Below are 12,773 nucleotides of genomic sequence, written 5' to 3'. Positions count from 1 at the left end.
GATTTGCAGCGACCTAGACTGGCCTCACGTCGAGCTTACAGATCTTCATCCATGCGCCCCGATGCCTTGCTGTTTCACCAGACGTTCAGCTGCGCGCCTTACTGGTGGGAAGCCGCGCCGCCCGAAACGTCGGCCGCGCCCTTGCCGCCGAACGTCGATGTCGCGATCGTCGGCAGCGGTTATTGCGGACTGTCGGCGGCGGCTGAAGCGGCGCTTCATGGCGCACGCGTCGCCGTGCTGGATGCGGCCGAAATCGGCGCAGGCGGCAGCACGCGCAGCGGCGGCATGGTGTCGAGCGGACAGAAACTTGCGTTGACCAACGCGATTCGCGGCGTGTCCGCCGACCGGCTCACGCGGTTGATGCAGGAATCGATGGCAAGCTTCGATTATCTGAAGCGGCTCGTTGCGGATGAATCGCTCGACGCCGATCTGAACATCACAGGCCGCTTTTTCGGCGCGTACACGCCTGCGCATTTCAACGTCTTGCGCCGCCAGGGCCAACTGCTGCACGACAAGACGGGTGTGACCGTGCATGTGATCGAACGCGATGCGCAACGTGCAATCATCGGTTCGGACTACTACTACGGCGGCATTCTCGTCGACGAATATGGTGGGCTGCACACCGCGAAATATCATCGCGCGCTGCGCGATCTCGCACGGCGGCGCGGCGCGACACTGCATTCGCATGCGGCGGTGCAGCGCATCGAAAGGGACGGCGCGCAGTTTCGCGTGCATACCGTGCGCGGCACGCTGGAGGCACGGCGCGTACTGGTGGCGACCAACGGCTACACGGGCGCGCTGCTGCCATTCTTTGCGCGGCGTGTGCTGCCCGTTGCGAGCTATCAGATCGCCACCGAAACGCTGCCCGAAGGTCTGATGGATGCGCTCAATCCCGGCCGTCGCATGATCAGCGATTCGAAGCGCAATCTGTTCTATACGCGCCCATCGCCCGATGGCACGCGCATGATCTTCGGCTCGCGCCCCTCTATTCGTGAACTGAACGAACGCGAAGCCGCGCGACGGCTTTACGCGAAGCTGGTGCAGCTATGGCCCGCATTGCGCGACATGCGGATCACACACGCATGGAAAGGCTATGTCGCGATGACACACGACAAGCTCGCGCACGTCGGCGCACACGACGGCATCCACTACGCGCTCGGCTGCAACGGCAACGGCGTCGCGCTGATGAGTTATCTGGGACATCGCATCGCGAAACACATGCTCGACATTGAGCGCGATGCGGGCGCTTTCGGCGAAGGCACGTTCCCACTGAATGGCGCCGGCATGGTGAGCCGACTTGCCGTGCCGCTCGGCACGGCGCTCTACAAGGCCGACGACATGTGGCGCGGCCGGGTGCGCAACGCGTTGTCGTGAGCGTACGGCACGGGCAACCCATGTTTCATGAATTGGGAGGAACACGATGATCGAATTGCTCAAGGTTTCGAAATGGTATGGGGGCCATCGGGTGCTGTCCGATTGTTCGGCAACCATTTCGCGCGGTGAAGTCGTCGTGATCTGCGGACCATCGGGCTCCGGCAAGTCGACGCTGATCAAAACCGTCAACGGGCTCGAGCCCGTGCAAAGCGGGCAGATTGTCGTGAACGGCATGGACGTCACGGCCAAAGTGGCGAATCTTAGCCAGTTGCGTGCGAAAGTCGGCATGGTGTTCCAGCACTTCGAACTGTTTCCACATCTCACCGTGCAACGCAATCTGATGCTCGCGCAACGGAACGTGCTGGGCCGCAGCCGCGACGAAGCGGCCGACAAGGCACGCGCGTTGCTGCGACGCGTCGGTCTTGGCGAGCATGAGGACAGGTATCCGTCGCAACTCTCGGGCGGCCAGCAGCAACGTGTGGCGATCGCACGCGCGCTGTCGATGGATCCGGTTGCGATGCTGTTCGACGAACCGACTTCGGCACTCGACCCCGAAATGGTCAACGAAGTGCTCGACGTGATGAGCACGCTTGCGCAGGACGGCATGACGATGCTGTGCGTCACGCACGAAATGGGTTTTGCGAAGCGCGTGGCCGACCGCATCCTGTTCATGGACCGCGGTGCGATCGTCGAAGACGACACGCGGGAAGCGTTTTTCGACAGGCCGTGCTCCGAGCGCGCAAGAGAATTTCTGTCGCGCATTCTTCACTAGCCGGTTTGCGAGTCGTACCAAGTCGCGCGCGAGTTTCGTTTATCGAAGTTTCTACCTGGGGAGAGTCAGATGCGATTCCTTCAATTTGCACGCAGCTTTGCTGTCGCCACATCGCTGTGCCTCGTCGCTGCAACGGCGGCTCATGCCGAAGATGTCGGCACGCTGACGCCAGGCAAGATCGTTGCGGGCGTCGATGCGAACAACAAACCGTATTCGTACGTCGACAACGGCAAGATGACAGGCTTCGACGTCGAGCTGATTCGCGCGATTGCCGCGAAGCTCGGGCTCTCCGCCGATTTTCGCGCGCAGGATTTCGCCGGCCTGTTGCCGAGCGTCGCGAACCAGCAGATCGATCTCGCAGCGGGCTCGATCTCGATCACGAAGGACCGCCTGAAGATGGTGGATTTCTCCGACGGCTATCTGACGGGCCTGCTTTCCGTCGCCACGCTGCCGGGCAGCACGATCAGCGCGGATGTTGCTTCAGTGAAAGACAAGCGCATCGGCGTCGTGCAAGGCACGATCGAAGACACTTACTCGGCCAGCTATCTGCCCGGCGCACAGATCGTGCGCTTTCCTAACCTGAACGCGGGGTTCCTTGCATTGCGCAACAAGTACATCGACGGCTATTTCGTCGACAAGACGCTCGTCGAAGGTCTGCAAAGCAAGTATCCGCAAGCGAATATCGCCGACAAGCTCGATATCTCCGCCGTCAATCTGCCCGCTGGCTTTCCCGTGCGCAAGGGCAACACGAAGCTCGAAGCTGCGCTCAACAAGACGATCGGCGAACTCGTTGCCGACGGCACGTGGATGAAGTTATATCTGCAGTTCCATCCGGGTTATCCGAAGCCTACCGATCTTCCGCCGTACGCGATGAAGTAGGCAACCCTTCACGCCAACGCTGCAAGCAACGGGCGCGCGGGAGAGTGCGGTCGCTTTTCAACGTCGGACACACTTCAGGAGAGCGCAGATGGATGCCTTCTTGCAAAACTTTCTCGACTGGCCGCTTTTGCTCGATTCGCTGCCCGGCCTGCTTGGCACGGGCCTCGTGAACACGCTGATCCTGTCGCTGTTTTCCACGGTGCTCGGCATTCTGGCGGGCATGGTGCTGGCACTGATGACCGTGTCGAATACGCGCTGGCTGACCTGGCCTGCCCAGGTATTCATCGATGTGTTTCGCGGCCTGCCCGCCGCGCTGGTGATTCTCGTGGTTGGCCAGGGCCTCGCGCCCATCGGGCTGTCGCTGTTCGGGCCGAATCCGTATCCGCTCGCAATCGTCGCGCTCGCGCTGATCTCGTCGGCGTATATCGCGGAGATTTTCCGCTCCGGCATCCAGAGCGTGGGGCGCGGCCAGATGTACGCGTGCCAGGCGCTCGGCATGACGTACTGGAGCGGCATGCGTCACGTCATCGTGCCGCAAGGCGTGCGACGCATTCTGCCCGCGCTCGCCAACCAGTTCATCGCCATCGTCAAGGACTCGAGCCTCGTGTATTTCCTGGGTCTGCTGACGTCGCAGCGTGATCTGTTCACGATCGGCCAGAACGCAGCCGTCAATACGGCCAACCTGTCGCCGCTGGTGGCAGCGGGTCTCGTGTATCTGTTGATCACCGTGCCGCTCACGCATGCGATCAATCACATCGACCGTTGGACCAATCGCTTCAGCAACCCCGGCGCGCGTCGCGGCCGTCGATCCGCGCGCGTACTGCGCAGCCTGCGCCGCGAAGAGGCGTTGCAATCGCAGGCGCCCGCCGCCGAACATCGCTGCTGATAACGAACCCTCACACACATCAATCAGAACATGGGACCGAAAGTCGACATCGTCGCCGACGATATCAAGCTGCCGGAACGCGCCGACGTCGTCGTGATAGGCGGCGGCATCATGGGCGTGTCCACAGCGCTCGCGCTGAGCGAAAAGGGATTGAGCGTCGCGTTGTGCGAGAAAGGCCACATCGCCGGCGAGCAGTCGAGCCGCAACTGGGGTTGGGTGCGCGTCACGCGGCGCGATCCGCGCGAATTGCTGCTGAGCATCGAAAGCCTGAAGATCTGGCGCACGCTCGACGAGAAGCTCGGCATACAAACCGGCTTCAACGAGTGCGGCATTCTCTACGTATCGAACGATGACGCAACGCTTGAACGCCATCGCGACTGGCTGCGGCGTGCGCGCGAGATTGGCGGCGATGCGTTCGATACGCGCGAGGTCGATACCCGCGACATCGCCGCGTTGTTGCCGGGCGCGACGCGTTCGTTCAAAGGCGGCATATTCACGCCCGGCGACGCGCGCGCCGAACCGCAAAAGGCCGCGCCCGCCATCGCGAACGCGCTGAGAAAGCGCGGTGTCAGCATCCTGACGCCCTGTGCGGTGCGCGGCATCGAAACGAGCCGCGGACGCGTCAGCGCTGTCGTCACCGAGCACGGCACGATCCGCTGCGATGCCGCCGTTGTCGCGGGCGGCGCATGGACACGCTATTTCTGCGGCAATCTCGGCGTCGATCTGCCGCAACTGCTCACGCGTGCCTCGGTGCTGCGTACCGAGCCGCTGGAAGGCGGCCCGACGTGCAGCGCCAACAATGAGGAGTTCGCGTTTCGAAAGCGTCTGGACGGCGGCTATACGGTCGCCTATGGGCTGCGCACGCATGCGGACCTCACGCCCGATTCGTTCCGGCTGTTCTTCAAATACATCGAGGCGCTGAAAAGCCAGATGGGCGCATTGCAGATCAGCGTCGGCAAGCGCTTCTTCGACGAACTGAAACGTCCGCGCCGCTGGTCGCTGGACGCGCCGACGGTATTCGAATCCATCCGCACGCTCGATCCCGATCCTGTCGTTCCGTATGTCGACAAGGGCTTGCAGGCGTTTGTCGCCGTGTTTCCGCAACTGGCTGGCGCACGTATCGCGCAGCGTTGGGCCGGCTATATCGACGTCACGCCGGATGCGATTCCCGTCATCTCGGACGTCGCGAAGGTGCCGGGACTGTTCATCGGCACGGGTTTTTCGGGGCATGGCTTCGGTATCGGGCCGGGCGCGGGCAGGCTGATGGCAGATATCGTGCACAACGACAAACCGCTCGTCGATACGCACGCGTTCAGGCTGAGCCGCTTTAGCGATGGTTCGAAAATCACGATCGATGCAGGCTTTTGATGCGCCCGCATGAACGAGACGCTTCGCAAGGATTCGAGCATGCAAAAGGTAGCGATGGTGTCAGGCGCTTCGCGCGGTATCGGCAGCGAGATTGCAAACGAACTGGCGCGGCGAGGCTATGCGCTTTCGCTTGGCATGCGCGAGCCGCGCGTGTTCGAGGGCATGGCCGATACATTCATTCACGCCTATGAAGCGCGTGACCCGCAGGCGGCACGCAACTGGGTGGATGCGACGATCCATCGATACGGCCGGCTCGACGTGCTCGTCAGCAATGCCGGCATCTGCAAGATGATCGACTTCGACAACGGCGACGATGCGCTGCTCGCCGAGACATTCGACATCAACGTGCACGCACCTTTTCGTCTTGTGCAGGCCGCGTTGCCGCATCTACGGCGTTCGGGACGTGGGCGCTTCGTACAGCTTGCGTCGTTGTCGGGCAAGCGCGTCAAGAACCTGAACGTCGGCTACCAGATGTCGAAGCACGCGATGGTCGCGTTGACGCACGCGGTGCGCCGCGCGGGTTGGGACGACGGCGTGCGCGCAACGGCCGTGTGTCCCGGCTTCGTGAATACCGATATGGCGTCGGGCATCGCCGATCTTGCGCCCGAGGCGATGACGCAACCGCAGGATCTGGCGCTGCTCGTGGTCAATACGATCGAACTGCCGAACACCGCGAGCGTCGCGGAACTGCTCGTCAATTGCCGGTATGAGGAGACGCTTTAGCCCGCCTGGAAGCTGGAGCCAGACGGCAATTCAACCTGCGTGCGGGCGATCGATCGGTCCCGCGTTTTTCAATTCCTTTTTCGCGTATGCGTCGAGGAGCGACGCGCCTGAAGGCTTCAACAAGCGCGAGTTGGAGGGCGCTACGCGCGCGACGGCACGCGTGATTTACACTCGCATGGTCTCACACGGGTTCGAGGGAGAGGGCTCCCGATCTATTACGCCAGGACCAGAGATACGCAGATCGACCTCAAGCGCTGGGGTGGCCCTGGCGAGGCGGCGCAGGCGCGTATCGAACCTGTCTGACCACGGAGGTTGAAATGAGGGAAGAATGGATTCGGCCGGGCAGTCGCGTTCCTTGTCGCGGCCGTCTTCGGCTTGTTACCGGTGTCGCAGGCAGCGAGCCTGCAGAAACTGCGCCGAGGCAATCCGGATCAGCCGTGGGGAACGAAGCGCGCCGTTGCGGACACCGACCGGGCAGAGATTGCGCGCTACCGCTTCGGACAACACGGAAAACCGGAGCGTAGCCCATGAATCGATTCAACGATCGCCGCACGCCGGTAAACGCCGCGTTGCCGCGCGCACTCTCCGTTGTTACGACGTTGATCGCGCTGACGATAACGGGCTGCACCACCACTTCGCCGTCTGCTTTGCAGCCTGTTGCGCATGAAGCGCAAGCGCGTCCTGCCGCTGCCCGTTCCCTCGATGCCGCCATCGATGGCGCGCAACGCAGCGAGAAGGCGAGAGCACGCGACGTTTATCGCCACCCGAAGCAAACGCTGGAGTTCTTCGAACTGGGTCCGTCGCAAACGGTGCTGGAGATCGCGCCGGGCGGCGGTTGGTACACAGACATTCTTGCGCCGTGGCTGCACGACACCGGCCATCTGTACGAGGCGCAATATCTCGGCCTTGCGGGTGTGCCGGATCTCGAAGAGCGCGCGACCGACGACGCCTATCTTCGCAAGCTGGCCGGCGACCCCGCCATCTATGGGAACGTCGTCGTTGGTCGATTGCAAGCAGGCGCATTTTCAGGCTTCGACGCGCACGAGCGCTTCGACCGCGTGCTCACGTTCCGCAACATCCACAACTGGATCAAGGATGGTCAGCTCGATGCGAATTTCCGCGCGTTTTATGGCGCGCTGAAGCGCGGTGGGGAACTCGGCGTGGAAGAGCATCGCGCCCGGCCCGGCGCGTCCTTGCAGCAAATGATCGATACGGGCTACGTGACGGAAGCCTTCGTGATCGAACATGCGCAGGCCGCGGGTTTCGTACTGGTGGCGCGTAGCGAGATCAACGCGAATGCGCGGGATACGAAGGACTATCCGCATGGCGTATGGTCGCTGCCGCCGACCTACGCTGGCGGCGATGCTGACCGGGATCGCTATGCCGCAATTGGCGAGTCGGATCGGATGACACTCAGGTTCGTCAAGCCATAGCCGCACGGGCAAGCAGCGCCTTAGAACCGCGACGACTTTCGTGGTTCGAACATCTTGGGCGTGTAGGCGGACTTCCCACACGTATCGACCAGCGGATCGAGCAAGGCCATCGCGTGAATGGTGTGCCTCACCAATGCTTGGGATAGCTGTTCCAGGCACTTCAAATGTTCGCATTCGAATTTGGTGTTTTTGTTTCATCCATATCGTCGATGAAAGCAATAGCGCCTTCACGCCCGCGGTATCGCGAATCATCGCGGCGATCATTCAATGCCGGTAGGGAAAGCCAAAATCAACAGCCTCGTGGACCGGTAAGACCGGCGACTGATCGCGTGGAGGGCGCGCTTCCCATGCGGTTCGGTCGACCGACGCCGCAGCAGCGCCTTTATGACGACAGCAGATAAACGTATCGATTTTGCTTCGTTGACCGGTGCGCGTGGCGAACCGTAGATTGTGCGTTTTTACAGGCCCCGGGCATTACCGTGACAACGACCGCTTCCGCTATCGCCGCTGCGCGTTCCGTGCCGCCTCGTGCAGGTGCCGCACAGTCTTTCGAAATACGCGCGTTCAACGCGCCGCTGGGCGCCGAAGTCATCGGCCTCGATCTGTCGAAACCGCTCGGGGACGACGACTTCGCGCGCATCCATCGCGCTCACCTCGAGCATCACGTGCTCGTGTTTCGCGACCAGCGCATCACGCCCGACGAACACGTTGCGTTCAGTCGCCGCTTTGGCCCCTTGCAGATTCATGTGCTGCATCAGTTCGCGCTGGCCGGCCACCCCGAAGTGCTGATCGTGTCGAACGTGATCGAGAACGGCAAACCCATCGGACTTGGCGATGCGGGCCGCTTCTGGCATTCGGACCTCTCTTACAAGGAAAAGCCGAGTCTCGGCTCGCTGCTGCATGCGCAGGAACTGCCGTCCGAAGGCGGCGACACGTTGTTCGCGAACATGCACCTCGCGTGGGACACGCTGCCGGCGCATCTGCGCAAGGCTGTTGAAGGCAAGCGTGCCGAGCACACCTATCTCGCGCGTTACGCGGAGCTTCAGGCGCGTAGCCCGTGGCGGCCGAACCTTACGCCTGAGCAGATCGCACAGGTGAAGCCCGTCGTGCATCCGGTGGTGCGCACGCATCCGGAAACGGGCCGCAAGGCGCTCTTCGTGAGCGAGCATTTCACGACGCGCATCGTCGATCTGCCTGAAGACGAAAGTCGCGCGCTGCTCGACGAACTGTTCGCGCATAGCGTGCGGCCCGAGCATCTGTACCGGCACCGCTGGCAGGCACACGATCTCGTGTTCTGGGACAACCGTTCGCTCATGCATTTGGCCGCAGGCACGCCGGACCACCTGCGCCGCAAGCTCTACCGCACGACGATTGAAGGCGACGTGCCGTTCTGAACGACGCCCGTGCATCTCTCTTCGTCGGCTTTGCGTCGCTTGCAAGCCGGCGTCCCAACTCTTCAGATTCAGACAGTCATACGGGGTCATCGATGTTGCATCCGTTTCGCGCGGCGTTGTCCGCGATGTCGCGACAGGTCCGTCACGCTGCGGTGCTGGCGCTGGGCGTCGTAGTCGGCGTGACGGCGCTTGCCGTGCCGGGTGGTGCGCGCGCGGACGGGCAACTCCGCATTGCGGAGCAGTTCGGCGTGGTCTATCTGCTGCTCAACGTGGCACGCGACCGGCCTGACGCTCGAAAAAGCGACGCTCGCCGAACTGGGCTGCCCGATTGTTGCCCATGTTGATCTCCGCTGTCCTTGTCCTTGTCCTTGTCCTCGTCCTGGGCCGGGGGGCTGCTCCTGCCGCGACCGCCTAGCGAAACGCGCTCATTTGCGACGAGATCATCTGCAGCATCTTGTTCGATGCAACGGACAACGTGCGTCCCACACGCGTCACGAGATGTGCTTCGGCGTTCTGAAGAATCGGGTGTTCGATGGGAATGGCCTTCAGTTGCCCAGCCTTGAGTTCGCCGGCAACAGCAAAAGCCGGTAGCACCACGATCCCGAGTTCGGAAAGGGCGAACTGCTTCATGATGTTGATGGAGTTGGTCGTGACGGCCAGCTCCAGCGTGATCTTCTCGGCGAACTCGACCGCCTGCAGCATTTGCCGTGTGCCATAGGTGGCATGGGTCGCGGCAATCGGATACGACGCCAGTTCCTGCACGGTAAGACTCTTGCGCCTGATCGTGCGCGCCATCCTGGTGCCGACGATGGCCATCATCGGCTGCTGGCGGAACGCGCGCGACACGATGCGCGGTTCGTTTGGCGGGTTGTAGACGAGGCCGATGTCGCCCTCGTCCTCCGCAATCTTCGTCACGACGTCGTTGGTGCTGCCCACGTCGAGATTGACCTTGATGTTCGGATACTGTCTGCAGAAATGCTGCATCGGTCCCGACAGCATGTCGGATACGAATCCTTCTCCCAGCACCACGCTGACGCGGCCGGTACGCAGGCCGCGTAGTTCCTGCAGACGGGACAGCAGGTCTTCGCGATGCGCGCGCTGCTCCCGAAAATACTGGATGACGAACTGGCCGGCCTCGGTCGGTGTAACGCCACGGGCGTGACGTTCGATCAGCGGGGCGTCGAGTTCCTTTTCCAGCAAGGTGATCTGGCGGCTTACGGCAGAGGGTGCGACATCGAGCCAGTCAGCCGCTGCGCGGATCGTGCCGCAACGCACCGCTTCGAAAAAATAGGTGATCCGGCTTTCGGTCAGGCTGTCTGCCATGGTGGTGTTCGAATTATTAGAACGATTCGAATATTGGCACTTATTGGTTGAAACGGTCAATGCGCCGAATATCGACGTCAACGGAGCGGACCAGGCCTCGAGCCAGGCGCATCTCAATGTACTGACCAGGAGCGCAGAAATGAAAGCGGTAGGTGTCGTCGGACTCGGAAACATGGGGCGCGGGATGGCCCTGTCGCTGAAGCGGGCAGGCTTCGACGTGTTTGGATTCGATACCAGCCAGGACAGCGCGAGGAAGCTGGGCGAAGAGGGTGTGCGGCCTTGCGCATCAGTCGCGGAAATCGCCGCGGCGGTCGACGTGCTGATCCTCTCGCTGCCGACATCGGCGATCGTCGAGCAGGTCGTGCTCGGCGATGGCGGCGTAGCGTCCCATGCGAAACGCGGTCTGACCGTGATTGACACGACGACCGCCGACCCGAACAGCACGCGCAAGGTCGCTGCTGCACTCGCGGAATGTGGCGTTGCGTTCATCGATGGTCCGGTGAGCGGTGGTCCGAAGGGCGCCGCCACGGCCACCATGACGATGGTGCTGGGCGGTGCCGATGAACATATCGCCGCCGTGCAGCCGATTCTCTCCGCAATCAGCGCGAAGCAGGTTCACGTCGGGCCGGTGGGCGCGGGCCACGTCACCAAGCTCATCAACAACCTCCTGACGGGCGTTCATCTGCTGGTGACGAGCGAAGCAGTCCGCGCAGCGGAGTCCGCGGGCGTGGATGGCGCGCGTCTGATCGAAGCGCTGAGTGGCGGCTCCGGCAGGAACAGCGCGACGCTGACCAATTACCCGACGTGGATCCTCAACGGGAAATTCGACTCGGGTTTCACGATGAAACTGATGCGCAAGGACATGCGCCTCGCGCTTGAGCTGCTGCGGAGCCAGAACGTCAGCGCGCCGGTCGCGAAAGAAGCGGGACGGCTGTGGGCGAAGAGCGAGGAATCGATTGGCGATGCAGAAGATTTCAATCGCATCGTTCAGTTCGTCGACGGGCAATGAGCGCTCACGGAATACAACGAGGACACGCTATGGAACACAGCATCGCAGATAACCTGCTCAAGGCATTTCAGCACTTCTTCCCGAATGCAGAAACCGTGGGTTCGTATGTGAACGGGGAACTTGTCGAAGGACAGGGCGAAACCATCCAGCTGTACGACGCCGCTTCCGGCGAGAAGAGCATCGCCTATCGTGATGGCGGAGCCGAAATCGTCGCGCTCGCGGCTTCGGCGGCGCAGACTGCGCAACAGCAGTGGTGGTCGCTGACGCATGCCGCGCGCGGCCGCACGATGTTTGAGGTGGCCCGTCAGATTCGTCAGCATGCCGAACAGCTGGCACGCCTCGAATCGCTCGGCTCGGGCAAACCGATCCGCGACTGCCGCGGTGAAGTCGCGAAGGTCGCCGAAATGTTCGAGTACTACGGCGGCTGGGCCGACAAGTTTTACGGCGACGTGATTCCGGTGCCCACTTCGCATCTGAACTACACGCGCCGCGAGCCCGCGGGCACCGTGCTTCAGATTACGCCGTGGAACGCGCCGGTGTTCACCTGCGGCTGGCAGCTCGCGCCGGCCATTTCGATGGGCAACGCGGTGCTGCTCAAGCCGTCGGAACTCACGCCGTTCAGTTCGCTCGCCGTCGGTATGCTCGCCGAGCGTGCCGGCGTGCCGAAGGGGCTGATCAACGTGCTCGCGGGCTATGGCCACACCATCGCGCAGACAGCGATTGCGCACAGGGTCATCAGGAAGGTCGTGTTCGTAGGCTCTCCGGCAACCGGTGCCCGCATCGCGGAAGCGGCGGCGAAGCGTGTGTTGCCCTGCGTGCTGGAACTGGGCGGCAAGTCGGCCAACATCGTGTTCGAGGATGCGGACCTGAAGCGCGCGGCGCTCACCGCACAGGCCGCGATCTTCGCGGGAGCGGGTCAGAGTTGCGTGGCGGGCTCACGTCTGCTCGTTCAGCGTTCGATCTACGAGCAGTTTGTCGCGATGGTGTCGACGGGTGCGAAGAAGATCAAGGTCGGTGTACCGACCGACGACGCCACCGAAGTCGGCCCTATCTGCAATCGCGCCCAGTACGATCATGTGATGAAGATGATCGCGAGCGGGGTAGAAGCGGGCGCGACGCTCGCGGCCGGATCGGCAGAGAAGTCGCACGGCGGCTATTTCGTTTCGCCGACCGTACTCGCGAACGTGAACAATCAGATGGACGTGGCGCGCACCGAAATCTTCGGGCCTGTGGTGGTCGCGATTCCGTTCGACACAGAGGAAGAAGCGATCGCCATCGCCAACGACACGGACTTCGGCCTGGCCGGCGCGGTGTGGACGAACGACGTGGCGCGCGCGCATCGCGTGGCCGCGCAGGTCGACGCGGGTACGTTCTGGGTCAATGGCTACAAGACGATCAACGTGGCTTCGCCGTTCGGTGGTTACGGCATGAGCGGTTATGGCCGTTCGAGCGGCGTCGAGGCGTTGTACGAGTACACGCAGACCAAGAGCGTGTGGGTTGAAACGGCAAAGGCGCCGTCGACCGCGTTCGGCTATCTGTGAGCGCAACCTGCCTGCGCCTAGGGGGGCGCAGGCAGGTTGCGCCATAAACTCAGTTGAGTTGTTCGACGAAG

The 12,773-nt window shown here is 62.4% G+C and carries 12 protein-coding genes; 11 read left to right on the top strand and 1 reads right to left on the bottom strand.

The genetic code is table 11. The annotated features are described in order from the left end of the window. The first annotated feature begins 51 nt into the window (after nt 1-51). The 9 genes from PKKP23_RS07260 (at nt 52) to PKKP23_RS34970 (ending at nt 9,173) form a co-directional block, all read left to right on the top strand. Nucleotides 52-1,374: an NAD(P)/FAD-dependent oxidoreductase gene (locus PKKP23_RS07260; protein WP_126876554.1), complete on the top strand. Its 1,323-nt coding sequence runs from the start codon at nt 52-54 to the stop codon at nt 1,372-1,374. A gap of 46 nt (nt 1,375-1,420) precedes the next feature. Continuing rightward, the gene (locus PKKP23_RS07255) at nt 1,421-2,146 is read left to right on the top strand and encodes an amino acid ABC transporter ATP-binding protein (RefSeq protein ID WP_126876393.1); all 726 of its coding nucleotides are present in this window, start codon (nt 1,421-1,423) and stop codon (nt 2,144-2,146) included. 69 nt (nt 2,147-2,215) lie between these two features. Next, nucleotides 2,216-3,025, top strand: coding sequence for a substrate-binding periplasmic protein (locus PKKP23_RS07250; RefSeq protein ID WP_126876392.1), 810 nt, complete (start codon nt 2,216-2,218; stop codon nt 3,023-3,025). 88 nt (nt 3,026-3,113) lie between these two features. Next, the gene (locus tag PKKP23_RS07245) at nt 3,114-3,911 is read left to right on the top strand and encodes an amino acid ABC transporter permease (RefSeq protein WP_126876391.1); all 798 of its coding nucleotides are present in this window, start codon (nt 3,114-3,116) and stop codon (nt 3,909-3,911) included. Between the two features lie 30 nt (nt 3,912-3,941). Continuing rightward, nucleotides 3,942-5,279, top strand: a complete 1,338-nt coding sequence (locus tag PKKP23_RS07240; RefSeq protein WP_126876390.1) for an NAD(P)/FAD-dependent oxidoreductase — start codon at nt 3,942-3,944, stop codon at nt 5,277-5,279. Between the two features lie 39 nt (nt 5,280-5,318). After that, on the top strand, nt 5,319-6,002 hold the full coding sequence (locus tag PKKP23_RS07235; RefSeq protein WP_126876389.1) for an SDR family NAD(P)-dependent oxidoreductase: 684 nt from the start codon (nt 5,319-5,321) through the stop codon (nt 6,000-6,002). 527 nt (nt 6,003-6,529) lie between these two features. Then, nucleotides 6,530-7,435 (top strand): class I SAM-dependent methyltransferase, encoded by a 906-nt coding sequence (locus PKKP23_RS07230; RefSeq protein ID WP_240658809.1) that lies wholly within the window; start codon nt 6,530-6,532, stop codon nt 7,433-7,435. Between the two features lie 479 nt (nt 7,436-7,914). Next, a complete protein-coding gene (locus PKKP23_RS07225; protein WP_126876388.1) occupies nt 7,915-8,829 on the top strand; it encodes a TauD/TfdA dioxygenase family protein in 915 nt (304 codons plus the stop codon). A gap of 92 nt (nt 8,830-8,921) precedes the next feature. Continuing rightward, entirely contained in the window at nt 8,922-9,173 is a 252-nt protein-coding gene (locus PKKP23_RS34970) for a hypothetical protein (RefSeq protein ID WP_126876387.1), read from the top strand. 67 nt (nt 9,174-9,240) lie between these two features. Here PKKP23_RS34970 and PKKP23_RS07215 read toward each other — a convergent pair whose 3' ends face one another. Continuing rightward, nucleotides 9,241-10,152: a LysR family transcriptional regulator gene (locus tag PKKP23_RS07215; RefSeq protein WP_017777555.1), complete on the bottom strand. Its 912-nt coding sequence runs from the start codon at nt 10,150-10,152 to the stop codon at nt 9,241-9,243. On the opposite strand from PKKP23_RS07215, the gene PKKP23_RS07210 reads away from it, so the two are divergent. Beyond that, nucleotides 10,151-11,161 (top strand): NAD(P)-dependent oxidoreductase, encoded by a 1,011-nt coding sequence (locus PKKP23_RS07210; protein ID WP_081601928.1) that lies wholly within the window; start codon nt 10,151-10,153, stop codon nt 11,159-11,161. The genes PKKP23_RS07215 and PKKP23_RS07210 overlap by 2 nt on opposite strands. Nucleotides 11,162-11,190: 29 nt before the next feature. Beyond that, nucleotides 11,191-12,702, top strand: a complete 1,512-nt coding sequence (locus PKKP23_RS07205; protein WP_126876386.1) for an aldehyde dehydrogenase family protein — start codon at nt 11,191-11,193, stop codon at nt 12,700-12,702. The last annotated feature ends 71 nt before the right edge of the window (nt 12,703-12,773 follow it).

Origin of the sequence: Paraburkholderia kururiensis JCM 10599 = LMG 19447 (assembly GCF_003986935.1) — a bacterium.
Lineage (GTDB): Bacteria > Pseudomonadota > Gammaproteobacteria > Burkholderiales > Burkholderiaceae > Paraburkholderia > Paraburkholderia kururiensis.
This window is presented reverse-complemented; position numbering and strand designations above follow the sequence as displayed.

Excerpts from the sequence above, each read along its gene's own strand:
- PKKP23_RS07255 (WP_126876393.1), top strand. The coding sequence starts at position 1,421 with ATGATCGAATTGCTCAAGGTTTCGAAATGGTATGGGGGCCATCGGGTG.
- PKKP23_RS07245 (WP_126876391.1), top strand. The coding sequence starts at position 3,114 with ATGGATGCCTTCTTGCAAAACTTTCTCGACTGGCCGCTTTTGCTCGAT.
- PKKP23_RS07215 (WP_017777555.1), bottom strand. The coding sequence starts at position 10,152 with ATGGCAGACAGCCTGACCGAAAGCCGGATCACCTATTTTTTCGAAGCG.
- PKKP23_RS07210 (WP_081601928.1), top strand. The coding sequence starts at position 10,151 with ATGGTGGTGTTCGAATTATTAGAACGATTCGAATATTGGCACTTATTG.
- PKKP23_RS07240 (WP_126876390.1), top strand. The coding sequence starts at position 3,942 with ATGGGACCGAAAGTCGACATCGTCGCCGACGATATCAAGCTGCCGGAA.
- PKKP23_RS07250 (WP_126876392.1), top strand. The coding sequence starts at position 2,216 with ATGCGATTCCTTCAATTTGCACGCAGCTTTGCTGTCGCCACATCGCTG.
- PKKP23_RS07260 (WP_126876554.1), top strand. The coding sequence starts at position 52 with ATGCGCCCCGATGCCTTGCTGTTTCACCAGACGTTCAGCTGCGCGCCT.
- PKKP23_RS07235 (WP_126876389.1), top strand. The coding sequence starts at position 5,319 with ATGCAAAAGGTAGCGATGGTGTCAGGCGCTTCGCGCGGTATCGGCAGC.
- PKKP23_RS07205 (WP_126876386.1), top strand. The coding sequence starts at position 11,191 with ATGGAACACAGCATCGCAGATAACCTGCTCAAGGCATTTCAGCACTTC.
- PKKP23_RS34970 (WP_126876387.1), top strand. The coding sequence starts at position 8,922 with ATGTTGCATCCGTTTCGCGCGGCGTTGTCCGCGATGTCGCGACAGGTC.
- PKKP23_RS07230 (WP_240658809.1), top strand. The coding sequence starts at position 6,530 with ATGAATCGATTCAACGATCGCCGCACGCCGGTAAACGCCGCGTTGCCG.